Source organism: Acinetobacter sp. GD03645 (assembly GCF_029845285.1).
In the GTDB taxonomy this organism is placed as follows: Bacteria; Pseudomonadota; Gammaproteobacteria; order Pseudomonadales; family Moraxellaceae; genus Acinetobacter; species Acinetobacter corruptisaponis.
Genome location: NZ_JAOCLL010000023.1, coordinates 12,800 through 38,753, shown reverse-complemented (window position 1 = coordinate 38,753; position 25,954 = coordinate 12,800). Strand labels below are relative to the sequence as shown.

Below are 25,954 nucleotides of genomic sequence, written 5' to 3'. Positions count from 1 at the left end.
GCATCGCACTATTGTCTAATGCATAACAACGTTAGACAATGCTTTTATATATCAAACCATGGCCTAGATATGATCAGGCGTTTTGTGGTTCCCAGTTGGAGATGCCACGGAATAATAAGCGTACCTGAGTTGCCGCATTGTCAATAAACAGGTTCTGTTGTTCGAGTAAATGATCAATCGTGAACTGTTTCGGGAGGTTGATCCAGGTCATGGCCCATGTAAATGACATATTGATCAGGATGGTGGATAGCACTTGCAGGTCCTTGGACTCTTTAATGTGCTTAAAGGTTTCAAGCTTGCACAAGTCAATGGCAAGGTCCTCAATCAAAAACTCAATTTCCCGTGCGATAGCGATACGCACTGTCTCCGAACCGCCCCAGCGTTCAGCAATCATGAATTGCCACTGCTGCGGGCTATGGTTGACTGCCTGTACAAACAGTTCAATGCTGGTACGGGTTTTGGCGCTTCCGCCATGCTGTAGATAGCTTTGCCCCAACTGGTGGATCAGGCTTTTTAAATGGAGTGACACTTGGTCAACCAGTTCCTGTCCCAATGTATCCATGTCCTGAAAATGACGATAGAACGCCGTTGGCACCAACCCAACTTCGCGAGCCACCTCGCGCAAACTGATGCTACTAAATGAGCGCCCAGAGGTACTGAGATGAAGTGCTGCATCCAGTAGAGCCTGCCGACTCTGTTGTTTTCGTTCATCTCTAATCGACATGAATAAGTTCCATTAAAACCATACAGCAGAGTCTAGCAAAAAAAACAAAACTTTTTTAGTCCCAACCATTGCTAAATAAGAGAGATTCCTGCTTGTCCAAAACCAGGGCATTGTGGCTGGGCAAAAAGCATTAGGTTTAAATCACTTATTTTTTCATGATTTTTAGCCATTTATAAAAAAGAATAAAAAATATTCAAAAAATTAGTGAACAGGTGTTGACTCAGTGAACACAAATAAATATAGTGTACATATGTTCACTACATGAACATACGTTCACTCAAGATAAATAGCCAGATACAAAACGAGGAACTTATGAACGCACAGTTAAGCTATCAGCCACATTGGGTTAGAGAAGATTTTGTTGATTTTATCTTACAGAAAATCAAGCCGACTTTTGCATGGAAACGCATCCTTGCTGAAGTGACTGGGGTACAGTCTTTAAGTAAAGATATGGTTTTATTGACTTTAAAACCAAACAAAAACTTTGATATCGCTGCGGTACGTGCAGGTCAAAGTATTTTGCTCACCTTGATGATTCACGGGGTTTATCATCAACGTAGCTACTCAATTATTGATGTTACCGCACAAGGCGAAATTCGTCTGGGCATTAAAGTACAGGGCTTGGTGTCAAGCGCAGCGCAACTTTTGCATGTGGGTGACAGTATTGAGATTTCACAGGCGCAAGGTGATTTTGTTCTGCATCAAGGATCACAACCTGCACTGTTAATTGCATCAGGCTCGGGGATTACAGCGATTTATTCACTGTTACAACAAGCTGTTGCACAGAATTTAAAAGAAGTTCACGTAGTGTATTTTAACCGTGATGAAATCTTCCATAGCGAAATGTTGGCTTTGGCAGAGCAGCATCCGCAGGTGAAGTATCACTTTTTTAATACCACACAACAGAAGCAGCATTTAACGGTTGAACTTTTGGCGGAGCGAGTGCCTGACTTTCAAACCATGCAAGCCTATGCCTGTGGTCACCATGCCATGATGCGTCAGGCGCAGGAGATTTATCAACAATGCAATTCTGCATCGAATTTTCATCAGGAATTTTTCCAGCCTGTTCAAATTGAGCAGAGCAGTGAAGCGCAACCAATTAGTTTCCGCAGAGCGCAACAAGAGTTTATTGCGACCACAAATTTATTGAGTAGCGCAGAAGAAGCAGGATTACGTCCGCAACACGGTTGCCGTATGGGGGTATGTAATCGCTGTAGTTGTACCAAGGTCAGTGGTGTCACCAAAAACCTGCTTACAGGTGAAATTGATGATCAACCTAACCAAGCCATTAAATTGTGCGTCAGTCAGGCACTTAGTCCTGTGACCATTGACCTATAAATCAAGCGTTACTCAGAATTAAAGGAATACGATTATGAATATGGCAGTAGAATTAAAATCAGCATCAAAATCAGCACATTTAAGCCCTGAACAAGTTCAGGAATTTGGTCGCCGTGTCGAAGAAATCCGTTTAAACGTGATGAAGAATCTGGGTGAAGAAGACTCAAAATATATCTACAAAGTACGTAACTTTGTGCGTTATACCGAAATCGCATCTCGTGGCATGTTGATGTTTGGTGGTTGGATTCCACCTGTATGGCTGGTGGGGACAGCCATGCTAGGTGTGTCTAAAATCGTGGAAAATATGGAACTTGGACATAATGTGATGCACGGTCAGTTTGACTGGCTCAATGACCCAAGTTTGCGTGGCGAAAACTACGATTGGGACAATACCTGTTCAGGTAATGACTGGCGTTATACCCATAACTATATGCACCACACTTATACCAATATTATTGGGCAAGACCATGATGTTGGTTATGGCATCCTGCGTGTCAGTGAAAAACAGGAATGGATGCCATTAAACTTATTGAATATTCCGTTGGCATTACAATTGATGTTCTTCTTCCAGTGGTATGTAGGCGTGCAAAACCTGCATTTGGAAGATGCGATTATCCATAAAACCAAAAGCTGGAAACAAGTGTGGGCAGATGCGGCGGAGTTCCGTAAAAAGGCAACTCGTCAAACTTTAAAGGATTATGTGTTCTTCCCTGCGATTGCGACCATCAACTTTATTCCTGTATTGGCGGGCAATGCAGTCGCAAATATTATGCGTAATCTTTGGGCTTCTGCGGTGATTTTTAATGGTCACTTTACTGAAGACGCAGAAATTTTTGAGCCTGACAATACTGCAACGGAAACCAAAGCAGAGTGGTATTTACGTCAGATTCGTGGCTCAAGTAACTTTACGGGCGGTAAATGGATGCACTTTATGAGTGGTAATTTGAGCCACCAGATTGAACACCATTTATTCCCTGATATGCCTGCCAATCGTTATGAACAAGTTGCGCCACAAATCCGTGCTTTATGTGCTGAATATGGCATCAACTATAACGAAGCCAACTTTATGAAACAGTTTGGTACTGTGTGGGTGGCGTTGGCGAAATGTTCATTGCCAAATGATGTACGTGGACACTTGAGTCAGGCAGTTAGTAAGTTTAAAGCTAAGTTTAAATTCGCTTAAATACACAATCCTTGAGCTGAAAAGCCTTATACTATGGCGCAATACATATTGTGCCATAGGATTGAGGAATTGTTATGCGTATTGACCAACGAACATTAGACCAGTTACGTGAGGTAAAAATTACCCGTAACTATACCCGCTATGCAGAGGGTTCAGTTTTGGTTGAATTTGGTCATACCAAGGTGTTGTGTACAGCGAGTATTGACAACTCAGTACCACGCTTTTTGAAAGGACAAGGGCAAGGCTGGGTCACTGCGGAATATGGAATGTTACCGCGTTCAACGCATACACGAAGTGATCGTGAGGCGGCACGGGGAAAACAGACAGGCCGTACCCAGGAAATCCAGCGTTTAATTGGTCGTAGTTTACGAGCAATGGTTGACCTGAAAAAGCTCGGTGAAAACACCATCACCATCGACTGTGATGTGATTCAGGCGGATGGTGGTACGCGTACCGCAGCAATTACAGGGGCGGCGGTTGCCTTGGTTGATGCAATGAATGTGTTGCTCAGCAACAAGAAAATTAAACAGGACCCGTTAAAAGGTCTGGTGGCTGCCATCTCGGTGGGGATGTATCAGGACGAGGTTTTACTCGACCTCTGCTACGAAGAAGATTCAAATTGCCAAACGGATTTAAACGTGGTGATGACACAGGCTGGTGAATTTATTGAGATTCAGGGAACGGCAGAAGACAAGCCGTTTACCCGTAGCCAGTGCAATGCCATGTTGGAGCTTGCAGAAAAAGGAATCGCAGAACTGATTCAGAAACAACAGCAGGCTCTCGGTTGGTAATTTCCAGTTGATAGTGCAGGCGGTCTGGCTACTTTAGACCGCCTTTTTTTTGTCCAATTGATTATTGCTATTTGAATACAAAAATATAAAGGCTGAATGGAATAAGCCCAAGCCAAAAGAGAAATCCCATCAAAATGACTTCAAAACTGTCTATATCGACATTTTGCCCAAAGCGATAACAGTAAACAATTCCATAGCCTGTCGCACGAACTACAATTTCAACAATGATGTCTAAGACGATATTCACCAGAATAAAGCGAAAGATAGCACTGATAATATGAAAACCAACTTCAAAAATAATTTCCATCGTTACAGGTATTTATTCTTTTCATAAATTGAATGACTTGGATTGTATATTTACATAGGGAATAAAAATGGACAGAAAGACATCATCCTCAACATAAATTCACTTAGTCTGCGTATGTTGTAACAAAGCCAGCAAATTCATCTCACTTTGCCCTGTTAGATTAAGCAAATCAAACAGGAACAATAAATAGGGATAATCATGTTACAGGTTTTTTTAGTATTTCTTACCGCAGTGACTTTCGTTCTCATGGCAGCTGATCCACGTCCAACTGATTCAACTGAAGCCAAGTCAGCCTGGACTGAACAGCTCAAAACATCTGAAACCCCAAAGGTTGTAGATGCTTCGGCTAAAGATAAAACAACTATAGAGGAAGATGATTCCGAACAGGTTTAGCCGTTAAAACGCATGGATAAATCAACAGCTCTCACATCCTTGGTCAATACGCCCATCGAAATATAGTCAACCCCTGTGGTGGCAACTTCACGTAGGTTCTCAATGGTGATATTGCCTGATGCTTCCAGTTTGCAACGTCCTGCAACGTGTTTCACGGCATCAATCATTTGCTTTTGGCTAAAATTATCCAGCATCACAATATCCGCACCCGCTTCCAGTGCCTGATTCAGTTCATCCCAGGTTTCAACCTCAACCTCAACAGCTTTTCCTGGGGCAATCTCATGGGCTTTGGCAATTGCCTGAGCAATTCCGCCTGCCGCCATAATATGGTTTTCCTTGATCAGGAATGCATCAAATAAACCCAGACGATGATTTTGGCCACCACCCACAGCCACAGCATATTTTTGCGCAATACGCAGGCCTGGTAATGTTTTACGAGTATCCAATAGTTTGGTATGTAAACCATTCAGTTGTTTTACATAACTTGCGGTTTTGGTTGCCACCGCAGACAGGGTTTGGATGAAGTTCAATGCAGGGCGTTCTACTGTCAAAAGACTACGGGCAGAACCAGCAAGCTTTAAAAATGCTTCATTGGCTGCAACCACTTCACCCTCTTGTTTTAACCAGATGACTTGAACGGTATTGTCATAAGCCTGAATCAATGCATTGACCCAAGGTTGTCCTGCCAACACCATCTCTTCACGGCTAATAATGGTCGCAGTGGCCTGTTCATCCGCTGGTGTGAGCAGGGCAGTGATGTCGCCGTCCCCAATATCTTCCTGTAATGCTTGCTGAATATTGATTTGAATAGATTGTTCAAGCAAAGATTGTGGGATACTCATACGATTTCCAGTAGATGTTGACCAAAAAACTTGGGGCTTATCTTAGCATTGTCCTCGTAAAAAATAAGTATTTGATCTCGATTATTCATGATAAAGCATGTCAGAATGTGGCGGATAAATATTAAATTGCTGATTCGGGTCACAATGCAACAATCTAGATTTGCTCAAGTGCAAGATGGAATATTACAAGGCGCAACACAGATTGCATCCCCCAATTTTAATGCCCGCCCTGTTGATGCTGAAATTCAGTTGATTGTGATCCACAACATTAGCTTGCCACCGTCACAGTTTGGGGAAGGTTATATCCAGCAGTTTTTTCAGAATCAACTGGATTGGTCAATCCATCCTTATTTTCAGACCATTGAGGGCATGCAGGTTTCCGCCCATCTGTTGATCTTGCGTACAGGAGAGGTCATCCAGTTCGTCAACTTTAATGACCGTTCATGGCATGCAGGACGTTCCAGCTATCTTGCCCAGAAAGAATGTAATGACTACTCAATTGGAATTGAGCTTGAGGGTAGTGATGACTTGCCCTTTGAGCCAGAACAATATCAATCATTGGCAGAAGTGGTAAAAACACTGCGCCAAGTCTATCCAAAAATTCAGAACCATATTGCAGGGCACTCAGATATTGCACCAAAACGTAAGACCGACCCAGGCTTGTATTTTGACTGGCAATTGTTCCGTCAGTTGTTATCTGAAAAAACATCAACCGATTTATGATTTCACAACGAAATCTATTTTAACTTTCATTACAATAACGCTTTTTAAAGATAAGCCGTAGGTGAGTGCGATGGCATTGTGGCGATCGACTGTAATTGTCAGTGCAATGACGATGTTATCCAGAATTTTGGGTTTGGTGCGCGATGTGGTGCTGCTCAACGTATTTGGTGCGGGTAAGGACTTTGACACCTTTGTCGTTGCCTTTCGTATTCCCAATTTTTTTCGGCGCCTGTTTGCTGAGGGGGCATTTTCCCAGGCCTTTATTCCTGTCCTGACAGAATATAAGACCAGTCGTGCCCATGCCGAAGTTCAGATCCTGATTAGTCGTGTCTTTGGTTGTCTACTCACCGCAATGACCTTGCTGACCTTTGTGGCGATGGTTGCCGCACCTGCAATTATTTATCTGTATGCGCCTGGTTTCCACAATGATCCTGAGAAATTCGATCTTGCGGTCAGTATGTTCCGTCTGACCATTCCTTATCTGATGTTTATGTCATTGACAGCATTTGCCAGCAGTATCCTGAACAGTTATGGTTCATTTGCCTCACCTGCGTTTTCACCTGTATTGCTAAATGTAGCCATGATTGCAGGGGCGTGGTGGTTAACGCCATATATGGCCGAACCGATCATGGCGTTAGGCTGGGCAGTGGTGGCTGCGGGTATTTTGCAGCTTGCCATCCAGATTCCAGAATTATGGAAAAAGAACCTGCTGATTCCACCCAAGGTTGATTTTAAACACGAGGGTGTCGACCGTATTTTAAAGCTGATGCTGCCAGCATTGTTTGGTGTGTCAGTCACACAGATCAACCTATTGCTGAATACTATCTGGGCATCATTTATGCAGGATGGTTCGGTTTCCTGGCTCTATAGCGCAGAACGGATGACTGAACTGCCTTTGGGCTTGATCGGTGTGGCGATTGGCACAGTGATTCTGCCATCACTTTCGGCCCGCCATGCCGAACAGGACCAAGCCAAATTTAGGAGCATGATTGATTGGGCAGCCAAGATCATTATGTTGGTGGGCATTCCTGCAAGTATTGCCCTATTTATGTTGTCTACGCCGATTATTCAGGCATTGTTCCAGCGTGGTGAATTTACTCTTGAAGATACACACATGACAGCATTGGCGTTGCAGTGTATGAGTGCTGGTGTGATTTCTTTCATGTTGATTAAGGTGTTTGCACCAGGCTTCTATGCTCAGCAAGATACCAAAACCCCTGTCCGTGTGGGGTTAATGGCGGTTGCGGCGAATGCCATTTTAAATGTGGTGTTTATCGGTTTCTTTAAGCTGATTGACTGGCATGCAGAACATATGGCTTTGGCGCTGGCTTCTTCAGGTTCTGCCTTGGTCAATGCAGGCATGCTGTATTTCTATTTGCATAAACGCAATATCTATCGCTTTGGAACTCACTGGAAAAAACTGGCAATGCAATTTACCATTGCCAACCTGACCATGATTGCTGCGCTTTGGTATGCACTGACTTGGTATCAGGGCGATATTTCACAGTGGTTACGGATTGCTGAAGTGGTTGGGTTGTGTGTTGTTGGGGTAGTGGCTTATGCTGTAGGATTGTTGGCAACAGGTTTTCGCCCAAGACATTTAAGGGCCTAATACCTCTCTAAAAAAAACTAAACCCTCCTGATGGAGGGTTTTTTTACTATTTAACTTCAAGTAATTCAATATCAAAAATCAGGGTACTGTTGGGGCCGATTGCATCACCTGCACCAACATCTCCATAGGCCAAATTGGCTGGAATAAAGAAACGGCTTTTACCACCCTCTTTCATGGTTTGCACACCCTCAGTCCAACCAGCAATCACTTGGTTCAGTTTAAACTCAATTGGATGGTTGCGGGCAATTGAGCTGTCAAACACAGTGCCATCCAGTAAACGACCTTCGTAGTTTACTTTAACTGTAGAGGTTGCCTTTGGAGATTTCCCTTTGCCTTCCTGCAAAATCTGGTACTGCAAGCCTGACTTGGTGGTTACGATGCCTGTCTTTTGACCATTTTCAGCGAGGAATGTTTTACCAGCAAGTTCATTTTTCTGGCCAACTTCCTGAAACTCAATCAGCTGTTTCGCCTCTAAACGTTTTTTATATTGGTTGAGTACCTTTGCCATGTCTTCATCAGTCAAAGACGCGGCTTTTCCTTGAACAGCTTCCTGTAATCCCTGAACAAAAGTTTCAATATTCAGATCTTTTAGGGTTTCGGCGTTGCCTTTGCCCATTAAGTAACCGTAACTATAGCCCAGTTGATCTTTTTGTGGGCTTTTTAGCGTAATTGGTGCAGCGTGGACTGTACCAAAAGTTGAAGCTATTAAAATAAGGCTTAATTTTTTCATTATTTCTTCCAAAATAAAGGAGAGCACATGCTCTCCCTATTAATCAGTTATTTTACAGCAATGAGTTCTACATCAAAGATTAAGGTACTATTTGGTGGAATAGAACCAGGTACACCCTGAGCACCGTAACCCAGGTTTGCTGGGATATAGAATGTGGCTTTACCACCCTCTTTCATAAGCTGTAGACCCTCGGTCCAGCCTGGAATGACTTGATTCAATGGGAATTCAATGGGCTCACCACGGTCGTAGGAACTGTCAAACACCTTGCCATCAGTGAGCTGTCCCTTATAGTGAACTTTCACCACAGAAGTGGCAGTAGGCTGCTTGCCCGTACCTTCAGTAATGATTTTATACTGCAAACCTGAAGCAGTGGTTTTAACGCCGTCTTTTTTAGCATTTTCAGTGAGGAATGAATTACTTGTTGCCTCTGCTTTCTTTGTCTCGTTCAATTGCTTTTGTTGTAATTCTTTTTGGAATTCCATATACGCGGCTTGTAATTCCTCTTCAGTATAGGCAGCAGGCTTTTGTGCATGTGCATCACGGAAACCTGTAATAAATGCACCTGTTTCCAATTCAGGTGGAGTCTGCTTTGCAACTTCATAACCTAGCGCATAACTGATTTTTGCAACAGGTGCCGCATTTTTATCTGCTTTTGTGCCTAGCTCAGTCGCTGGGTGTTGAGTTGCATAATAAATTGGAACAAGGGCTGCACCAGCTAAAACAACTGCAACCACAACAGGTAAAGCTTTACTCATTGAACTATCCAGAATGAAATCTTCATAAAAACCTGGCAATGATCTTACCATGCTTGCGTAGTCGCTAGAATAATGAACAGTAAAAATGCAGGCTTTTTATATGAGGATTTTGTGTTTTGCTCAAATAAAAAAACAGGAAGCTGGTAGGTTCTTCCTGTTTTGTAAGCATAATCAGCAAATAGGGTTAATTTGGCTGATATTGATACTGCTTGGTTTGATAGGCGGGTACCTGATCCAGAATCAGACCATCAATCTCGAGCCCTGCATTTTCAAAATAAGATTTTGCCAACTCAATATCTTTGAGTTGGGTTTGAGCATATTGCACTAAACACAGGTTAAAGCCTGTAAACTGAGCAAGGGTCAAGCTATCTGATGTTGCCAAAACGGGGGCTGCGCTTAAAATGATGTAATCATATTGGGCTCGGACCTGCTGGATCAACTGAGCCATATGCGTTTGATGAGAGGATATGGAAATCTCATCACTGCTTTGACCACGACCAATCAAGCTTAAATTCGGAGATGTCGTATTTACGATAACCTGATCCAGATTGGCTTGGCCTCTTAAATATTCGAATAAACCAGTCTTTGTAGAACTATTGAAAAGTTGATCGAGTTGACCACGATAAAGATCACTATCAACAAGCAATACCTTTTTCCCTGTTTGGCTGAGATAAAGTGCCAAGTGTTGAACGATAATGCTCTGGTTTTGATCAGGGGTAATACTGGAGATAAGTGTCACATTATGCTGTCTTTGCTGTAATTTGAAAGTCAGGGTTGGAATAAACGTTTTAAGTGACTGTAATGACGCATTACTTTTTTTGCTGATTTCTGATAACTCGGCGTAGGTTTTCACCCCTATAGTTTGTTCAATCTCATCTCGGTTGCGTACACCAGTTTTTAACATATTACGCATCAGGCCAATCAGCACACCAATAAATCCTCCAACAAACATGGAGAGGATCAAAATAATAAGTTTACGTGGTTTGATTGGTTTAGTAGGTTCTACAGGATAATCTAAAACACGTAAATTGCCTGTTTCACCTGCTTTGGCGAGATTTAAAGACTGGTAAGTGCCCAATAAACTTGTGTAAAGCTGGGTTTGAACCTGTACATCGCGATAATATTGCAGATATTGGCTTTGAGTATTAGGCAATTTCTTTAAAGCACCATTGAGCTCATTAATCTTTTTATTAAACACGCCAATTTGTGCATTAATTTCCTGCATCATTGGATGCTGTGGTGTATATTGTGCCGCTAGCTCAGCCTGTTTTTGTTCCAATTGAACTTTTTGGGTTTCCAGCTCGACACTCTGTTTTAAATAAAGCGCTGATTCTTGCTGAATATCAATTGTGCCATGGGTTTCACGGAAAGTATTAAATTTTCTTTCGGCTTGTTCTAAGTTATTTTTAAGTTGAGGTAATTGCTGATTTAAAAAGGTTAAAGATTTTTCCTTTTCAGCGGATTTAGTTGCTAGATTCTGTTCCTGATAAATTTCCAGAATATGATTTAGCACTTTCATAATATGGGCTTTATCTGTGCCTTCATAATTGATCGTGATGATCCCTGTTTGTTTGGCAAGTTCGGCTGCTTGAAAATCCTCTAGTATTGCTTTAGTTGCAGCAATCGTTGATTGTTTTTGAACAATGTATCGCCCTTCAAGCGGCTGATGGCTGGTGATGTCAATTGCCCATGTGGTTTGGAGAGTGGTAGGTTTCGCTTTTTGATTCACCGTCCCTTTAAATACTTCTAGTCCAGTTTTTTCTGAAATAAGACTAAAGCTTTGTCCATGAAAATTTAAAATCAGGTTATGGTCGAGATACTGTTTTGGAATATTAAATTGATGAATAGAAAATTTAGCTTTATGATTTTTAACTTGTACTTCATCAATCGTATAATTCGTTTGAAATTGATCTGTACTGAGTAATTTATTAAGTAATGATTGTTCAGGCTGAATTTGAATATCCAAATTTAAGTCCTGAATGGTTTTTGCCAAGATCGAACGAGACTGTAAAATTTCAATCTCAGTTTGGATGGATTGCTGGTTACCTAAACTACCAAGACTCATGCCAGCTAAACTACCCAAAGCAGCAAGTTGAGAGTTTAGTCCAGCAAGTCCATTTTGTTTGTTATCAATCATCTGAACTTTTGCATCAACAGAATATGTCTTTTTTGCTACTTTAAGATAGGTCGCTGCACACACGAGGGCGAGCACTGTGCAAAAAACAATAAGTTTCCATTGGGTCAGCAGTGTAAACAATAATTCTCTGAGATCAATTGTATCATCGGTCAGTTGTGTATTTTGATTCATAAGGGAAACAACTATCTTAAACTTTAAAGAAATTACTTGTCGCTTTGCGCGGTATTTAAACTATTCAATAGACCAATCTATGTCTATTTACCTAATTGGTCAAAGCTATAAAGTGCATTCGAGAATGGTATAATCTGATTAATCATACGTTGCCAGCGAGTCAGGCCAGTTGCATCAATATAAACAATGTCATTTTTTTGCATAGCAAACTGGTTGGCTAAAGCAAGATTGCCCAAACTACTAAGGTTGAGTTGATAAATGGTTGAATGACGATCATTTAGATTAGTACGCATCACATAAATACGTGCCGCGCTTGCTGTATAAGGATTAATGCCTTCACTTTCACCTAGTACATCACTTAAGGTCATTCCTTGGTCACGTAAAGCAAGCGCCAGATTTTTACTGGATTCACCAAGAATATAAATTTTTTGATTTTGTTTGGTATTTACGAAAACAGTATCGTTGGGCTGGATCAACAATTTATGGGGTGACAAGCCACTTTTTTCTAAAGCTACTAGGTTCAGATCATAGGTGATTCCTCTGCGAATTAATTGTACAGAGGTGTTGTCGCCATTCTCAGGATTAATGCCACCAGCCATACTTAAAGCTGTGTATAGACTCACAGGTTGATCGTTAAGTGTATATTGCCCACTCTTCATAACTTGACCGTTTACAAAGTAGCGGTTTCCTTCATAGGATAAGATGCGAACAATGACATCTGGTGTTTTTAAATATTTGGCAAATTGATTACGCAAATAACGGTTGGTTTCTGCAAGGGTTTTACCTGCAATATGGACTTGACCTATTAGCGGGAGTTGTATATTGCCATTACTGTCAATTGGATATCCAATGCCTTTTGTATTGTTTCCATCCTGAAGTGGAGGCGTTATTTCTGGATAAGCCCATAACTGGATCGACAGGATATCTCCTGAGCTTAAGCGATATTGATGGTGTGAGGTATTAAATAAATTATTTAAATTACTATTTATTGTTGAGGCTAACATTAAGTTAAGGACAGGTAAATTTTCCTGGGTAAGTTGCATAACCGTAATATCTGCACCTTGTTCAGTACGAAAACTTCCTTCCGCAGGTAAATCATGTGTTTGAAGCCCTGAAGTGATTGCACAGCTTGCAGCACTGATACTTATTGTAAGAATAGAAAAAAGTTGGTAATACTTCACAAAGAAACCTTATTCAGTGGTATTGAAACTCAATCTTTCGTCATATTTTTCTGATATCTTCATGAATGAAAAAACAGACAGAAAGCTAAATTGTAGTGATTTTATCCTAAAAACCAAGAAAAACATAACTTCTTTTAGCCTATGTATTTTATAACGATAGGTTAGATTGTGTAAAAAATAGTTTAAAACTTTTAAATCATAGCTAAGTCTTTAGAAATGAAAACATACTAACAAATTGATGGGTTTTGTTATATTATGCCGCATCGTAATCTCCCAATTCGCTGAAAAATTGAATGCTTCAAGCTTATTGAACATTTTAAGCTAGGTCGTGCTGTGATGATGGAATGTATTCATAATTAGTTCGATTTATCTTTGTTTTCAATAAACTATAAAACTTTAATTAAGTTTTCATAGCTTTTATTGTTTTTTAAGTTCAATGAGCATGTATTGGAGTAAGCAAAATGGTTGAATGAATAAGTGTGGTAAAAATATGAAAATATTATTAACTGGTGGTGCTGGATTTATTGGTTCTGCTGTGGTTCGCCACATTATACAGACAACAAATGATATTGTTTTAAACATAGATAAATTAACCTATGCGGGTAACTTGGAATCATTAAAAGAGGTTGATCAAAACCCTCGATATCAATTTCAACAGGTTGATATTTGTGACGCCTTAAAACTGGAACAGGCTTTTGAGCAGTTTCAACCAGACGTGGTCATGCACTTGGCTGCCGAGTCGCATGTTGACCGTTCTATTGATGGTCCTGCTGCATTTATTCAAACTAATATTGTGGGCACATACACTTTATTAGAAGTTGCACGTAAATATTGGCAGAGTCTGGATAACACTAAAAAAGAGGCTTTCCGTTTTCACCATATCTCAACTGATGAAGTCTATGGTGACCTTGAGGGGACAACCGAATTATTTACTGAGACAACCTCCTATGCACCAAGTTCACCTTATTCAGCAAGTAAGGCGAGTTCAGATCACTTGGTTCGCGCTTGGCAACGTACTTATGGTCTACCAACAATCGTGACCAACTGCTCAAATAATTATGGCCCTTACCACTTCCCTGAAAAGCTGATTCCTTTAGTAATTTTAAATGCTTTGGATGGTAAAGCTTTACCAATTTATGGTAAAGGTGACCAGATTCGAGATTGGCTATTCGTTGAAGACCACGCGCGAGCATTGTATCAGGTCGTCACTCAAGGTGCGGTTGGCGAAACCTATAATATTGGCGGGCATAATGAGAAACAGAATATTGAAGTGGTCAAAACAATTTGCAGGATTTTGGATGAGCTAAGACCGCAAACCAATTCTCAAACCTATGAAAGTTTAATTACTTTTGTGAAAGATCGTCCTGGCCATGATTTGCGCTATGCAATTGATGCTGCGAAAATTGAACGAGAGCTTGGCTGGAAACCTCAGGAAACGTTTGAAACAGGTATCCGTAAAACGGTTGAATGGTACTTAAATAATTTGGATTGGTGTCGTCGAGTACAAGATGGCAGCTATCAACGTGAAAGATTAGGGGTAAATGTTTAATGTCAACAAAAGGTATTATTCTTGCTGGTGGTTCTGGCACACGTTTATACCCCATTACTAAAGGTGTATCTAAGCAGTTACTGCCAATCTATGATAAACCAATGGTGTATTATCCCTTATCTGTTCTCATGTTGGCAGGCATTCGTGAAGTCTTAATTATCAGTACGCCTGATGATATTGATGGTTTTCAGCGTCTACTGGGTGATGGTTCACAATTTGGCGTTGAGTTGAACTACGCCATTCAACCCAGCCCAGATGGATTGGCACAAGCCTTTATTATTGGTGAAGCGTTTATTGGCAATAGTAATGTGTGTCTGGTGCTTGGTGATAATATATTTTATGGTCAAGGCTTTACACCGATGTTACGTCAGGCAGTGGCCCGTCAAAAAGGTGCAACGGTGTTTGGATATCAGGTAAAAGACCCAGAGCGATTTGGTGTGGTAGAATTCGATGAACAAAAACGTGCTGTTTCATTGGAAGAAAAACCAAAGCATCCAAAATCGCATTTTGCGGTAACGGGTCTTTATTTTTATGACAATGATGTTGTCGAGATCGCTAAACAAGTCAAACCATCTGAACGCGGTGAACTAGAAATTACGACGGTGAACCAGATGTATCTTGAGCGTGGCGATTTAAATGTTGAATTGCTTGGACGCGGTTTTGCTTGGTTAGATACAGGTACACATGCGAGCTTGCTGGAAGCAGCACAATTCGTTGAAACAATTGAGAAACGACAGGGCTATAAAGTCGCTTGTTTAGAAGAAATTGCCTTTAATAATGGTTGGCTAACCAAAGCGCAAGTACTGAAAATTGGTCAAAGCATGAATAAAAATGATTATGGTCAATATTTGATTTCTTTGGTGAATGAAGTATGAAACTAATTGATTGGATTGACTTACCAAATTTAGGTGATGAGCGAGGCAGTCTAGTTGTTGCTGAGGTAAGCAAAAATATTCCTTTTAAAGTAAATCGTATCTACTATATTTTTGATGCAAAGCCAGATATTCCACGTGGTTTTCATGCACATAAAGCATTACATCAGATTGCATTCTGCATAAAAGGGAAATGTAGGATGATTATGGAGAATGGCACTGAAAAACAAGAAGTATGGATAAATCAAGCCAATAAAGGGTTAATCATTCCTCCACTGGTTTGGCATGAAATGCACGATTTTTCAGAAGATTGCGTATTGTTGGTATTAGCCAGTGAGCACTATGATGAAAGTGACTATATTCGAGATTATGACGAGTTTTTAACTGTCGTGAATCGTCCTTTTATTCATCCACTATCTGATGTGCAATCTAAGAATATTGGTCAAAATACTCGAGTTTGGCAATATAGTGTCATATTAAAAGATGCAGTGATTGGTACTGGATGTAATATTTGTGCTCATACTTTAATCGAAAATGATGTATGTATTGGCAATAATGTTACTGTTAAATCGGGGGTTTATATCTGGGATGGTATTACTTTAGAAGATAATGTATTTATTGGTCCTTGTGTGGCTTTTACCAATGATAAAAAGCCACGCTCTAAGCAGTATCCTGAAATTTTTGCGAAAACCATTGTAGAACAAGGTGCTAGTATAGGCGCTAATGCTACGATTTTACCTGGTATCCGTATTGGAAAGAATGCATTGATTGGTGCAGGTGCAGTGGTAACCAAGGATGTTCCAGAAAATGCAATTGTGGTTGGTAATCCAGCTAAAATTAAAGGTTATATTGAACAATGATTCCTTTTCTTGATCTTAAAAATATTAATCAACAATACCGTCAACAACTGATTGAAGCCTGCACACGAGTAATTGACTCAGGTTGGTATATTGGTGGTACTGAACTTGAACAATTCGAACAGAATTTTGCAAAGTATTGTGGTACACAATATGCAATTGGTGTAGCAAATGGTTTAGATGCCTTGATTCTGACTTTAAGAGCTTGGAAAGAGCTTGGAAAGTTACAGGATGGTGATGAAGTTATTGTGCCTTCTAATACTTATATTGCGAGTATTCTAGCCATTAGCGCTAACCAGCTCAAACCTGTACTTGTTGAGCCAAATCCAGATACTTTTAATCTTGATCCTGCAAAAATTGAAGCCGTGATTACAGATAAAACTAAAGTGATTTTACCCGTACATTTATATGGACAGCTTGCAGCAATGCCTGAAATTATGGCGATTGCAAAAAAATATGACCTATTGGTTTTAGAAGATTCTGCACAAAGTCATGGTGCTGAAATTGAGGGTAAAAAAGCAGGAAATTGGGGCGATGCATCAGGTTTTAGTTTCTACCCTGGTAAAAACTTAGGTGCTTTAGGGGATGCAGGCGCAATCACGACAAATGATTCTGAACTTGCCAATATGCTGAAAGCATTACGTAATTATGGTTCACATGAAAAATATAAAAATCTCGTGAAAGGTTTCAATAGTCGTTTAGATGAAATACAAGCAGCTATGCTTGATGTGAAACTTCAATTTTTAGCTCAAGAAACGCAACATCGCCGTCAGATTGCCCAAGTTTATTTCAACGGTATCAATAATCCATTGATTGAGCTCCCAAAAATACAGGGTGAAGCCATTGATAACCAACAACATGTTTGGCATTTATTTGTCATTTGTACTGAACATCGTGAGGCTTTACAACAGTATCTGACAGAGCAAGGGATACAAACTTTAATTCACTATCCTATACCGCCACATCACCAACAAGCATATCAAGAATGGAAAGATTTGAGTTTGCCAATTTCTGAAAAAATTCATACTACAGTGATGAGCTTACCTATTAGTCCTGTATTAAGCCTTGAAGATGCTCAACACATCGTTGATGTATGTAATCGATTCAGTTTGTGATATGAACCTATTCAAAACCAGTGCTTTAAATGGAGTAGCTGTTTTAATTAAAACAGCTACTTTATTTATTTTAAATAAGATTTTGGCAGTTTATGTTGGGCCAGCAGGTTATGCTGTCATCGGTCAATTTCAGAATTTTATTCAAATGATTACCACTTTTTCTGGAAGTATGATTAATACGGCTGTCACCAAATATACAGCAGAGTATTATGAAGATGAAAAGAAACAGATCAATATCTGGCGTAATGCAGGCAGCATGGTTTTTGTTTTAAGTCTGTTTTTTTCATTATTAATCATTCTTTTTCAACAACAGCTTTCACTGTACATTTTTCATAGTTTAGACTATCAGTCGATTTTTGTTTGGTTTGCTATATTTTTGATTTTCTTTAACTTCAATACGTTGTTCTTGGCGATACTGAATGGCAAAAAAGAAATTTTAAAATTAGTATTCGCCAATATAGCAGGTAGCATCGTTTCTTTAGTTATCACAAGTATACTTGCTATTAAATATCATTTATATGGTGCATTGGTTGCACTTTCTATTTATCAGTCATTGGCTTTCTTTGTAACGTTATATCTGTGTTATAAAGCCGACTGGTTTAGATTTTCTTACCTTTTGGGGAAAATAGATCAGGAGGTTGCTAAAAAATTTATGGCGTTTGCCTTGATGGCATTGGTCAGCGCAGTCTGTGTACCTCTATCACAAATCGTGATACGAACTTATATAGGTCAAGCATTTGGTGTAAATTACGCAGGTTATTGGGAAGCCATGATTCGTTTAAGTGCAGCCTATCTCATGTTAGTAACCACAACGCTGGGTGTTTATTATTTACCAAGATTATCTGAATTAAAAAGCCTAGTTGAAATTAAAAAAGAAGTCTATTTAGGTTATAAGTTTATCTTCCCACTTGCTATTTTAGGAGGAGGATTTGCTTATTTATTGAAAGATTGGATTATTGTTGTACTTTTTAGTAAGAAATTTCTTCCTATGGCTGATCTATTTCTGTGGCAAATAATTGGAGATACTTTAAAAATTGGTAGTTGGATACTTGCTTATTTAATGTTGAGTAAGGCAATGACCAAACTGTTTGTAACGACAGAAATTATATTTTCAATAAGCTCAATTCTTTTAACTTATATCTGTACCCAGATGTTTGGTTTTGAAGGAGTTTCGATTGCACATTTAGTAAACTATGCAATATATTGGGGTATGATAAGTATTTTTGTTTTTAAATATTTGCGAATGAGAGTTGTATAAAGATGCAATCAAAAAGTCAGCCTTTAGTTTCTATTGTAATTCCATGCTATAACCATTCACAGTATGTTCAGGATTGTATTCAAAGTGTGATTAATCAGACTTATAAAAATATTGAGTTGATTATTATTGATGATGGTTCAAAAGATAATTCTATAGAAAAAATAGAAGAGATGTTGTCTGTTTGCGAAGAGCGGTTTACTAGATTTGAGTTCAGGTACCGAGCAAATCGTGGTTTAAGTGCGACGTTAAATGAAGCGTTGGAATGGTGTCATGGTGAGTATTTTTCAGCCATTGCTTCAGATGATATGCTGTTACCTGAAAAGTTAATGGTGCAAGTTCCTATTCTTGAAGCTGATGACGCTTGTAAAGGTGTTTTTGGTAATATGATTTTAATTAATGATCAGAATGAAAAATGTGGGGAAATAATAAAAAAAGAAAAAAAATATTTTTTTAAAGACTTGTTCAAGTATACAGAATACCTACCAGCTCCTACACAGATACTTAGACTAAAAGATATAAAGGATGTGAATGGTTTTAATGAAAAATTTATAATTGAAGACTGGTATATTTATTTGAAAATCCTAGAGAAAGGCGGGTATTGTATACATTTAAATTATACTTTTACGAAGTATAGGTTGCATGAGGACAATCTTTCAAAGAAAAAAAATATAATGATTATTGGTAAGTTACAAATTGCCGATTATTTTAAATCACATGAGAGAGAATATAATCAGCTTTTGGTAGAGATATATTTGTTTGCAATAATAAATATGTTCTTTTTTAATCCTATTATGGTTTTAAAAACCTTAAGTAGAAAATTAATTAGAAAATTGAATGGTATGTTATGATCCCTAAAATTGTTCATTATTGCTGGTTTGGTGGAAATGAGATGTCTCCTTTGATACAGGAATGTATTAAAAGTTGGCATAGGTATCTACCTGATTGGGAGTTTATTCTCTGGAATGAGGAAAATTCACCTTTAGAACATGCTTTTGTGAAAAAAGCATTAAAAGATAAGAAATATGCTTTTGTTGCTGATTATGTTCGTTGTTATGCCTTATATGAATATGGTGGAGTATATTTGGATACAGATATGGAAATTATAAAAGATATTACATTATTACTTTCATATAGTTTTTTTTCTGCATATGAAGACTCTGATTATAGTAAAGTGAGTTGTGGTGCAATAGGATGTGAGAAAGAGCACTTAATTGTTAAGAAAATACTAGAATATTATGATAATCAACCCAATTTGTATATTGCAATGCCTCAAATATTGGGTAAGGTATATACATCTTTATCGTGTGCTGATTGTATTATATTACCTTCTACATCATTTTATCCATATAATCCATTTGATGAAGAGAAACCTGTAAAGCAGTTGATGTATGTGCATATTAAGGAAGATACTTATGGTATACATCACTGGGGATATTCGTGGAAATTTAATTATTTCGAAAGAATAATGAATAAATTAAAAAGAATAATAAGGGGGTTATAGTTTTGAGTGCTTTGCTTCAACTGAATAGAAAGTACCTTGCTGGTTTTATGTGGGTGTTTTTTTTATTTATATATATATTTAATATAGCTGTCTTTTTTAAATTTGGGTTCTTGGTTTTTTTATTCTCTCTTTTTGGCCTGTTTTTTGTTTTTAATTCACTTAATAAATTTAGAAAAATTGATTTACATATTTTTTTGTTTTTAATTTTTGGGCTTTTTGTAAATGCTCTGTCTGCTTTGTTTAATAATAATCTGGATTATAGTTACTATTATGAGGTTTATTTGTTTGTTTATTTTCAGCTTTTAGCTTTAATTAGTGTTTTTAGGGTAGGTAATGCTCATTTGGATTTTGTTAGAGTAATTAAACTTAGTGCAATTGCTGTGTTAATTCAACTTATGTTGTCTGCATTGATTAGCTTTTATCCTGCTTTTGAGAAAATATTTTATTCAATTATTTATAACAATTTGTCGGATTTATCTAGGCTTGATGACTTGAAGCTTGAGCGAATTGTCGGGGTTGGTCGTTCCTTTTTTGCATCAGGAATTATTAATTGTTTTATACTGGTTTGTTTAAGTCAAATTATAAAATATGAAAAAAAGCATATAATATTTTGGTTGTTTGTTTACTTTATGATAGCAATTGTTGGAATGATGAGTGCGAGAACAACTTTAGTCGGATTTGCTATAGGATGTTTATTGTTATTTTCTAGTTTTTCTATAAATCAAATCAAAATATTTTTTTCAGGGTTATTCTTGCTATCTATTGCTGTAATTTTATATTTTGTTTACGGAGAGAAATTTGTTGATTTTCAATTGATTAAATTCGGTTTTGGTTTATTTTTGAATGATGGGAATTCGGATGCTAATAACTCATTTAATACTTTATTAAATATGTTTTCAATATTTCCTGAAAGTTATAAAACTTGGATTGTTGGGGATAATATGTATAACTTGAAAAATGGTTATTATATGAATACTGATGTTGGTTATTTTAGGGTGATCTTTGCTAATGGTTTGCTAGGTCTTAGTGTTTTTTTGATTTTTAATATATATTTGATATTTGAAATAAAATCTTCATTTGTTGATCTTAAATTTAAAATAGCACTTTTATTTTTATTGTTGGCTTTGTTAGCTAAAGGTATTACTGTTTTTATTTCTTTGTTGATGTTATTGGTATATGCATGTAATTCTATAAAAAGGTGTGAGAGTGAAAAAAATACTGTTTATTATTAACTCTTTAAAAAACAAGTCTGGGGTGGAGCGAGTAGCCTGCTTAATGGCTAATATTTTTTCTGAGGAATTGTATTATTCTGTTTGCATAATAAATAGAGATGCAAAAAAGGATGATAGTGCATATTTTTTAAACGACGATGTTAATGTGTTAGCTATTGGTGGTGGTTATTTAGATTTTTTTATGGGACTAAATAGCTATATTAAAAATAGTAAACCAGATACAATTATTGTTCATAATATGGGAAGGCTTTCTCTTTTATGTAGTATGTTAGATATTAAAGGTTTAAGATTGGTTTCACTGGAGCACGTTGCTTTTTCTATTAGACCGCAATGGGTAAAATTTCTATCTAAAAAACTATATAAAAACATTAGTCAAGTCGTTACACTTACAAATAATGATGCGTTATCATATAAGAGATTTCATAATAATGTTGTAAAAATTAATAATATTTCTCCTTTTGATGTTGAAGATTTTAATTCAGTATATAACTCTGAATCGAAAAATATTATTGCAATAGGTAGGCTTACGTATCAAAAAAATTTTGAAGATCTCTTGAAAGCTTGGGATTTAGTTTTAAATCAGAAAGAAGAATGGACTTTATCTATTTATGGTAAAGGAGAAGATAGGAATAAATTAGAACATATCATTAGGGAAAGAAACTTAAAGAATGTCTATTTGAGAGGGGAAATAACTAATGTTGAAGAGATTTATTGTTCGGCTGCATTTTATGTTATGTCTTCACGTTTTGAAGGGCTTCCTATGGTGTTAATAGAAGCCCAATCTTTAGGGTTGCCAATAGTCTCTTATGATTGCCCACATGGACCATCTGAAGTTATAGAAAATAATGTTACAGGTTATTTGGTTGAAAATCATAATATTCAAGAACTAGCACGAGCAATGCTTAATTTAATAGAATCAAGCGTATTACGTGAACAGTTTTCTAAGCGAGCGAAAGAGCATGCTATCGTTTATTCAAAACGTACAGTTATAGAAGCATGGATAAAGGTAGTTGAAAACTAATGATAAACTCTTCTATATTGTTATCCTTATATGATAAAGAGAATCCAATATATTTATCACAATGCTTCGAAAGTATCTGGGATCACCAGACTTTAAAACCGTCTGAAATTATCTTGGTATTAGATGGTCCTATTGGAAAAGAGCTTACGAAATGTGTAGAAGAGTGGCAACAAAAAATAGGTAATATTTTAAAAGTAGTTCCGCTCACTGAAAATGTAGGTTTAGGTAAAGCCTTAAATGAAGGTTTAAAGCACTGCACGAATGAGTGGGTTTTTCGTATGGACACAGATGATGTTTGTACAGAAGATCGTTTTGCTAAACAATTTGATTTTATAGAAAATAATCCTAACATTATCTTATTTGGTGGACAAGTTTTAGAGTTTAACCAAGATATTTCAGATGCTCAGGTATTAAAAGCTGTACCTGAGAAACATGATAATATTAAGGTTTTTGCTCAAAAACGTTGTCCATTTAATCACATGACTGTTGCTTATCGGCGTGATGTAATTATTGAGCTTGGCGGTTATCAGCATCATTTATTTATGGAAGACTATAATTTATGGTTGCGTGTAATCGCTGCTGGGTATGAAGTTGCAAATTTACCTGATGTTATTTTGTATGCTCGGGTGGGAAATGGTATGCATGCAAGACGTAAGGGATTGGAATATATTAAAAGTGAAAAAAAATTACTTGATTTAAAAAAAGAATTGAAGTTACAACATCCAATTCATGCTAATATACTCTTTTTAATACGGTCAATATTTCGACTACTACCATCCACGATGTTGGGGAAAATTTATAATAATTTTCTTAGGAAGAAAGTCTAAATTATTTTGATATATGGGTTTTCAAACGATGAAAAGGCTTGTGGACATTGTTGTTGCATCTATAGCAATTCTATTACTTTCACCAATATTTGTTTTAGTGGCTTATAAGGTTAGAAAAAACTTGGGATCACCAATCTTTTTTTATCAAGAAAGACCTGGAGAAAATGGTAAGTTATTTAAAATGATTAAATTTAGGTCAATGAAAGATGGAATTGACCAATATGGAAATCCCTTGCCTGATGAATTAAGAATTACTCCTTTTGGGCAAAAATTACGTTCAACTAGCCTAGATGAAATGCCACAACTATTTAATGTGCTTAAAGGTGATATGAGTATTGTTGGTCCACGACCAATGCTGAAAGAGTTTGTTGAGCTATACTCACCCGAGCAGGCACGTCGTCTGGAAGTAAAACCTGGAATGACGGGTTTGGCACAAGTGAGCGGTCGTAATGAACTGGACTATGAAGAGCGCTTTAAATGTGATGTTTGGTATGTCGACCATCATAATACGCTTGTTGATTTTAAAATTATGTTTCAGACAGTTGGGGTGATGCTGAAAAGAGAGGGAATCAATGCACCAGGGCATGTGGGACCTTCTCTTTTTAAGGGAAATATGCGGCAGGAACAAGATAAGGTTAATTCCTGATCTACCTATTATCTAAATAATTGAGTAATGTCATGATCAAAAAAGCAATTTTACCTGTTGCTGGCTTAGGCACGCGTTTTTTACCTGCAAGCAAATCTATTCCAAAGGAAATGGTAACAGTTGTGGATCGCCCTGCAATTGAATATGTGGTACGAGAAGCGGTTGAAGCTGGTATCGAACAAATTATTTTGGTGACTCATTCATCTAAAGCATCAATTGAGAATTATTTTGATCGTAATTTTGAGCTAGAAACAACTTTAGAACAAAAAAAGAAATTTGATTTACTCAAGGAAATTACTGATATTTTACCTAAGTATGTGAGTGTGGTGAGTGTACGCCAACCTCAACCTTTAGGCTTAGGTCATGCAGTGTTATGTGCCAAAAATATTGTGGGTAATGAAGCATTTGCAGTGTTACTCCCTGATGTTCTGGTAAAAAATCAATCTACTGAAAATGACTTATCCCTCATGATCCAGCGTTTTGAGCAGTCTCAAGCTGCACAAATTATGGTGGAAGCTGTGCCTGATCATTTAGTCGATCAATATGGTATTGTTGATGTAACCATTTCACCACAAGAGGGTGAAAGTATTGCGATGCAGGGTATTGTTGAAAAGCCAACTGTTGGAACCGCACCTTCGAATTTATCTGTAGTAGGACGTTATATTCTACCTGCTGAGATTATGAGCCTATTGGAGAATACGCCTCGTGGTGCAGGAAATGAAATTCAGTTAACCGATGCAATTGCAGCTTTACAGCAAACTGAAACAGTTGAAGCATATCGCATGAAAGGACAAACCTTTGATTGTGGTAGCAAAATTGGTTATCTCAAAGCTGTATTACACTATGGTATTGAACATCCAAAACTGGGTGAAGCGTTTAAGGGTTTAATTCAAGAATTAGCCCTATAGTTAAGTTAGGGCAAACGGTTATGAAAATTGCAATTTTTGGCAATACCTTATATGCAGGGGTAATGTCTGCCCTACTGTCGGAGTCTGGGCATTTTGTATATTGGTGTTCTCATTTCAATGCTGAGCCAGGTGCATTTCAATACTCATTTCATGATGAAAATGTCAGTCGTTTATTAGATAAACAACGAGAAAGTGGTTTTCTTCATTATTGTGATTTTCCCAATATTCCCTTGGATATTGATGCCTATTTTTTTAGTTTTAATCAGACTCAGCACCAGCAAGTTTTTCAGTTGCTACATGATTTAAAGCAACGTCCAATCATTCACCCTAAGTTGATGATTAATGCTTCTACTTTGGGTTTACAAGGGACTGAAAAACTTCAACAGATATTATCTGAAGATGATTGGGTGTATTTACCCGATACGATTCAGGAAGGTAATGCACTACAAAGTTTGACACAGGCAAAGCAACTCATTGTTGGATGTACACAAGTTGAAGTTCAAGCAAAAATTAAAGAATTGCTACGGCCTTTCTTTCCTTTAGAACAACATTATTTGTTTATGCCAATTCTGGATGCTGAATTTACCAAGCTGAGTATTTCTGGCATGTTGGCGACACGTATTAGCTATATTAATGATCTGGCTGTGGTTGCAGAGAAGCTAGGAATAGATATTGCTTCTGTACGTCAGGGAATGGCTGCTGATAGCCGTATTGGCACTGCTTATTTATCTCCTGGTGCAGGTTTTGGCGGTGAGAATTTCTCACATGATATTTTAACCCTTGCCAATACTGTGGCAAATACAGGGGTTAAAAGTCAGTTGCTGGCGCAAGTTTGGGACATTAACGAACAGCAGAAAGAAATCTTATTTCGCAAACTGTGGAATTATTACCATGGTGACTTACATGGTAAGACAGTTGCGATCTGGGGAGCTTCATTTAAAGAAAATACCTCAAGTATTCAGCAGTCACCGATTCATCTCATGTTGGCAGCTTTATGGGCTCAAGGTGTCACAGTACGTTTACATGATCCACAAGCTTTAGATGAAATCGAAGCGATGTATGGACAACGTGATGATCTTATTCTATGTAAAGACCAATATGTAGCCGTACAAGGTGTACATGGCTTATGTATTTTGACGGCATGGAAACAGTACTGGAGCCCTGACTTTAAGCAACTAATACAGTTGATGTCACACCCTTTGATTCTGGATGGTCGTAATATTTATGATCCGTATTATGTGAAAGCTCAGGGCTTTGCATATATGGGGGTGGGGCGTTAAT

The 25,954-nt window shown here is 37.9% G+C and carries 26 protein-coding genes; 19 read left to right on the top strand and 7 right to left on the bottom strand.

Going from position 1 to position 25,954, the window contains the following annotated elements; translation table 11 throughout:
- Window positions 1-73: 73 nt before the first annotated feature.
- Complete coding sequence (locus N5J47_RS15915; protein ID WP_267981879.1) at window positions 74-724, bottom strand: TetR family transcriptional regulator; 651 nt, start codon at window positions 722-724, stop codon at window positions 74-76.
- Window positions 725-1,036: 312 nt separating this feature from the next.
- Between N5J47_RS15915 and N5J47_RS15910 the strand changes: the two genes are divergently transcribed.
- The 3 genes from N5J47_RS15910 to rph all read left to right on the top strand — a co-directional run bounded on the left by N5J47_RS15910 (window position 1,037) and on the right by rph (window position 4,036).
- Complete coding sequence (locus N5J47_RS15910; protein WP_279960851.1) at window positions 1,037-2,062, top strand: ferredoxin reductase; 1,026 nt, start codon at window positions 1,037-1,039, stop codon at window positions 2,060-2,062.
- 40 nt (window positions 2,063-2,102) lie between these two features.
- On the top strand, window positions 2,103-3,245 hold the full coding sequence (locus N5J47_RS15905) for an acyl-CoA desaturase (RefSeq protein WP_279960870.1): 1,143 nt from the start codon (window positions 2,103-2,105) through the stop codon (window positions 3,243-3,245).
- A 74-nt stretch (window positions 3,246-3,319) separates the two neighbouring features.
- Window positions 3,320-4,036, top strand: coding sequence for a ribonuclease PH (gene rph / locus N5J47_RS15900; protein ID WP_279960850.1), 717 nt, complete (start codon window positions 3,320-3,322; stop codon window positions 4,034-4,036).
- Window positions 4,037-4,103: 67 nt separating this feature from the next.
- Here the strand turns inward: rph and N5J47_RS15895 are convergent, their stop codons facing one another.
- On the bottom strand, window positions 4,104-4,343 hold the full coding sequence (locus N5J47_RS15895) for a hypothetical protein (protein ID WP_279960849.1): 240 nt from the start codon (window positions 4,341-4,343) through the stop codon (window positions 4,104-4,106).
- A gap of 198 nt (window positions 4,344-4,541) precedes the next feature.
- Here N5J47_RS15895 and N5J47_RS15890 point away from each other — a divergent pair, with 198 nt between their 5' ends.
- Window positions 4,542-4,736, top strand: a complete 195-nt coding sequence (locus N5J47_RS15890; RefSeq protein ID WP_279960848.1) for a hypothetical protein — start codon at window positions 4,542-4,544, stop codon at window positions 4,734-4,736.
- Here the strand turns inward: N5J47_RS15890 and nadC are convergent.
- The gene (gene nadC, locus N5J47_RS15885; RefSeq protein ID WP_279960847.1) at window positions 4,733-5,578 is read right to left on the bottom strand and encodes a carboxylating nicotinate-nucleotide diphosphorylase; all 846 of its coding nucleotides are present in this window, start codon (window positions 5,576-5,578) and stop codon (window positions 4,733-4,735) included. The two genes, N5J47_RS15890 and nadC, sit on opposite strands and share 4 nt — an antisense overlap.
- 144 nt (window positions 5,579-5,722) lie before the next feature.
- On the opposite strand from nadC, the gene ampD reads away from it, so the two are divergent.
- Window positions 5,723-6,301: a 1,6-anhydro-N-acetylmuramyl-L-alanine amidase AmpD gene (gene ampD, locus N5J47_RS15880; RefSeq protein ID WP_279960846.1), complete on the top strand. Its 579-nt coding sequence runs from the start codon at window positions 5,723-5,725 to the stop codon at window positions 6,299-6,301.
- Between the two features lie 61 nt (window positions 6,302-6,362).
- Window positions 6,363-7,913, top strand: coding sequence for a murein biosynthesis integral membrane protein MurJ (gene murJ / locus N5J47_RS15875; protein ID WP_279960845.1), 1,551 nt, complete (start codon window positions 6,363-6,365; stop codon window positions 7,911-7,913).
- A gap of 46 nt (window positions 7,914-7,959) precedes the next feature.
- On the opposite strand, the gene N5J47_RS15870 is transcribed toward murJ, so the two are convergent.
- The 4 genes from N5J47_RS15870 to N5J47_RS15855 form a co-directional block, all read right to left on the bottom strand.
- The gene (locus N5J47_RS15870) at window positions 7,960-8,643 is read right to left on the bottom strand and encodes an FKBP-type peptidyl-prolyl cis-trans isomerase (protein WP_267981870.1); all 684 of its coding nucleotides are present in this window, start codon (window positions 8,641-8,643) and stop codon (window positions 7,960-7,962) included.
- Window positions 8,644-8,690: 47 nt separating this feature from the next.
- Window positions 8,691-9,398, bottom strand: a complete 708-nt coding sequence (locus N5J47_RS15865) for an FKBP-type peptidyl-prolyl cis-trans isomerase (protein ID WP_267981869.1) — start codon at window positions 9,396-9,398, stop codon at window positions 8,691-8,693.
- 184 nt (window positions 9,399-9,582) lie between these two features.
- A complete protein-coding gene (locus tag N5J47_RS15860) occupies window positions 9,583-11,706 on the bottom strand; it encodes a GNVR domain-containing protein (RefSeq protein ID WP_279960844.1) in 2,124 nt (707 codons plus the stop codon).
- 83 nt (window positions 11,707-11,789) lie between these two features.
- Window positions 11,790-12,887: a polysaccharide biosynthesis/export family protein gene (locus N5J47_RS15855; protein WP_279960843.1), complete on the bottom strand. Its 1,098-nt coding sequence runs from the start codon at window positions 12,885-12,887 to the stop codon at window positions 11,790-11,792.
- A 490-nt stretch (window positions 12,888-13,377) separates the two neighbouring features.
- Between N5J47_RS15855 and rfbB the strand changes: the two genes are divergently transcribed.
- The 13 genes from rfbB to N5J47_RS15790 are packed head-to-tail and all read left to right on the top strand — an operon-like array spanning window position 13,378 to window position 25,953.
- A complete protein-coding gene (gene rfbB / locus N5J47_RS15850; protein ID WP_279960842.1) occupies window positions 13,378-14,436 on the top strand; it encodes a dTDP-glucose 4,6-dehydratase in 1,059 nt (352 codons plus the stop codon).
- Window positions 14,436-15,311: a glucose-1-phosphate thymidylyltransferase RfbA gene (rfbA, locus tag N5J47_RS15845; protein WP_279960841.1), complete on the top strand. Its 876-nt coding sequence runs from the start codon at window positions 14,436-14,438 to the stop codon at window positions 15,309-15,311. The genes rfbB and rfbA overlap by 1 nt, the downstream gene beginning before the upstream one ends.
- On the top strand, window positions 15,308-16,168 hold the full coding sequence (locus N5J47_RS15840) for a WxcM-like domain-containing protein (RefSeq protein WP_279960840.1): 861 nt from the start codon (window positions 15,308-15,310) through the stop codon (window positions 16,166-16,168). Before rfbA ends, N5J47_RS15840 begins: the two co-directional genes overlap by 4 nt.
- Window positions 16,165-17,280: a DegT/DnrJ/EryC1/StrS family aminotransferase gene (locus tag N5J47_RS15835; protein WP_279960839.1), complete on the top strand. Its 1,116-nt coding sequence runs from the start codon at window positions 16,165-16,167 to the stop codon at window positions 17,278-17,280. The genes N5J47_RS15840 and N5J47_RS15835 overlap by 4 nt, the downstream gene beginning before the upstream one ends.
- Before the next feature lies 1 nt (window position 17,281).
- On the top strand, window positions 17,282-18,538 hold the full coding sequence (locus N5J47_RS15830) for an O-antigen translocase (RefSeq protein ID WP_279960838.1): 1,257 nt from the start codon (window positions 17,282-17,284) through the stop codon (window positions 18,536-18,538).
- Between the two features lie 2 nt (window positions 18,539-18,540).
- Entirely contained in the window at window positions 18,541-19,386 is an 846-nt protein-coding gene (locus N5J47_RS15825) for a glycosyltransferase (protein WP_279960837.1), read from the top strand.
- Window positions 19,383-20,039 carry a glycosyltransferase gene (locus N5J47_RS15820; RefSeq protein ID WP_279960836.1) on the top strand — a complete coding sequence of 219 codons (657 nt, stop codon included), beginning with the start codon at window positions 19,383-19,385 and terminating at the stop codon, window positions 20,037-20,039. Before N5J47_RS15825 ends, N5J47_RS15820 begins: the two co-directional genes overlap by 4 nt.
- 2 nt (window positions 20,040-20,041) lie before the next feature.
- Window positions 20,042-21,271 (top strand): hypothetical protein, encoded by a 1,230-nt coding sequence (locus N5J47_RS15815; protein WP_279960835.1) that lies wholly within the window; start codon window positions 20,042-20,044, stop codon window positions 21,269-21,271.
- Window positions 21,246-22,292, top strand: coding sequence for a glycosyltransferase family 4 protein (locus N5J47_RS15810; protein WP_279960834.1), 1,047 nt, complete (start codon window positions 21,246-21,248; stop codon window positions 22,290-22,292). The genes N5J47_RS15815 and N5J47_RS15810 overlap by 26 nt, the downstream gene beginning before the upstream one ends.
- Window positions 22,292-23,119 (top strand): glycosyltransferase, encoded by an 828-nt coding sequence (locus N5J47_RS15805; RefSeq protein WP_279960833.1) that lies wholly within the window; start codon window positions 22,292-22,294, stop codon window positions 23,117-23,119. Before N5J47_RS15810 ends, N5J47_RS15805 begins: the two co-directional genes overlap by 1 nt.
- Window positions 23,120-23,147: 28 nt before the next feature.
- A complete protein-coding gene (locus N5J47_RS15800; protein ID WP_279960832.1) occupies window positions 23,148-23,765 on the top strand; it encodes a sugar transferase in 618 nt (205 codons plus the stop codon).
- A 32-nt stretch (window positions 23,766-23,797) separates the two neighbouring features.
- Window positions 23,798-24,673 carry a UTP--glucose-1-phosphate uridylyltransferase GalU gene (gene galU, locus N5J47_RS15795; RefSeq protein ID WP_279960831.1) on the top strand — a complete coding sequence of 292 codons (876 nt, stop codon included), beginning with the start codon at window positions 23,798-23,800 and terminating at the stop codon, window positions 24,671-24,673.
- A 20-nt stretch (window positions 24,674-24,693) separates the two neighbouring features.
- The gene (locus tag N5J47_RS15790; protein WP_279960830.1) at window positions 24,694-25,953 is read left to right on the top strand and encodes a nucleotide sugar dehydrogenase; all 1,260 of its coding nucleotides are present in this window, start codon (window positions 24,694-24,696) and stop codon (window positions 25,951-25,953) included.
- Window position 25,954: the final 1 nt, after the last annotated feature.

Excerpts from the sequence above, each read along its gene's own strand:
- galU (WP_279960831.1), top strand. The coding sequence starts at position 23,798 with ATGATCAAAAAAGCAATTTTACCTGTTGCTGGCTTAGGCACGCGTTTT.
- N5J47_RS15915 (WP_267981879.1), bottom strand. The coding sequence starts at position 724 with ATGTCGATTAGAGATGAACGAAAACAACAGAGTCGGCAGGCTCTACTG.
- N5J47_RS15805 (WP_279960833.1), top strand. The coding sequence starts at position 22,292 with ATGATAAACTCTTCTATATTGTTATCCTTATATGATAAAGAGAATCCA.
- N5J47_RS15860 (WP_279960844.1), bottom strand. The coding sequence starts at position 11,706 with ATGAATCAAAATACACAACTGACCGATGATACAATTGATCTCAGAGAA.
- N5J47_RS15820 (WP_279960836.1), top strand. The coding sequence starts at position 19,383 with ATGATCCCTAAAATTGTTCATTATTGCTGGTTTGGTGGAAATGAGATG.
- N5J47_RS15825 (WP_279960837.1), top strand. The coding sequence starts at position 18,541 with ATGCAATCAAAAAGTCAGCCTTTAGTTTCTATTGTAATTCCATGCTAT.
- N5J47_RS15830 (WP_279960838.1), top strand. The coding sequence starts at position 17,282 with ATGAACCTATTCAAAACCAGTGCTTTAAATGGAGTAGCTGTTTTAATT.
- rfbA (WP_279960841.1), top strand. The coding sequence starts at position 14,436 with ATGTCAACAAAAGGTATTATTCTTGCTGGTGGTTCTGGCACACGTTTA.
- N5J47_RS15905 (WP_279960870.1), top strand. The coding sequence starts at position 2,103 with ATGGCAGTAGAATTAAAATCAGCATCAAAATCAGCACATTTAAGCCCT.
- N5J47_RS15840 (WP_279960840.1), top strand. The coding sequence starts at position 15,308 with ATGAAACTAATTGATTGGATTGACTTACCAAATTTAGGTGATGAGCGA.
- N5J47_RS15890 (WP_279960848.1), top strand. The coding sequence starts at position 4,542 with ATGTTACAGGTTTTTTTAGTATTTCTTACCGCAGTGACTTTCGTTCTC.
- N5J47_RS15800 (WP_279960832.1), top strand. The coding sequence starts at position 23,148 with ATGAAAAGGCTTGTGGACATTGTTGTTGCATCTATAGCAATTCTATTA.
- ampD (WP_279960846.1), top strand. The coding sequence starts at position 5,723 with ATGCAACAATCTAGATTTGCTCAAGTGCAAGATGGAATATTACAAGGC.
- nadC (WP_279960847.1), bottom strand. The coding sequence starts at position 5,578 with ATGAGTATCCCACAATCTTTGCTTGAACAATCTATTCAAATCAATATT.
- N5J47_RS15865 (WP_267981869.1), bottom strand. The coding sequence starts at position 9,398 with ATGAGTAAAGCTTTACCTGTTGTGGTTGCAGTTGTTTTAGCTGGTGCA.
- N5J47_RS15870 (WP_267981870.1), bottom strand. The coding sequence starts at position 8,643 with ATGAAAAAATTAAGCCTTATTTTAATAGCTTCAACTTTTGGTACAGTC.
- N5J47_RS15790 (WP_279960830.1), top strand. The coding sequence starts at position 24,694 with ATGAAAATTGCAATTTTTGGCAATACCTTATATGCAGGGGTAATGTCT.
- N5J47_RS15835 (WP_279960839.1), top strand. The coding sequence starts at position 16,165 with ATGATTCCTTTTCTTGATCTTAAAAATATTAATCAACAATACCGTCAA.
- N5J47_RS15895 (WP_279960849.1), bottom strand. The coding sequence starts at position 4,343 with ATGGAAATTATTTTTGAAGTTGGTTTTCATATTATCAGTGCTATCTTT.
- rph (WP_279960850.1), top strand. The coding sequence starts at position 3,320 with ATGCGTATTGACCAACGAACATTAGACCAGTTACGTGAGGTAAAAATT.
- rfbB (WP_279960842.1), top strand. The coding sequence starts at position 13,378 with ATGAAAATATTATTAACTGGTGGTGCTGGATTTATTGGTTCTGCTGTG.
- N5J47_RS15910 (WP_279960851.1), top strand. The coding sequence starts at position 1,037 with ATGAACGCACAGTTAAGCTATCAGCCACATTGGGTTAGAGAAGATTTT.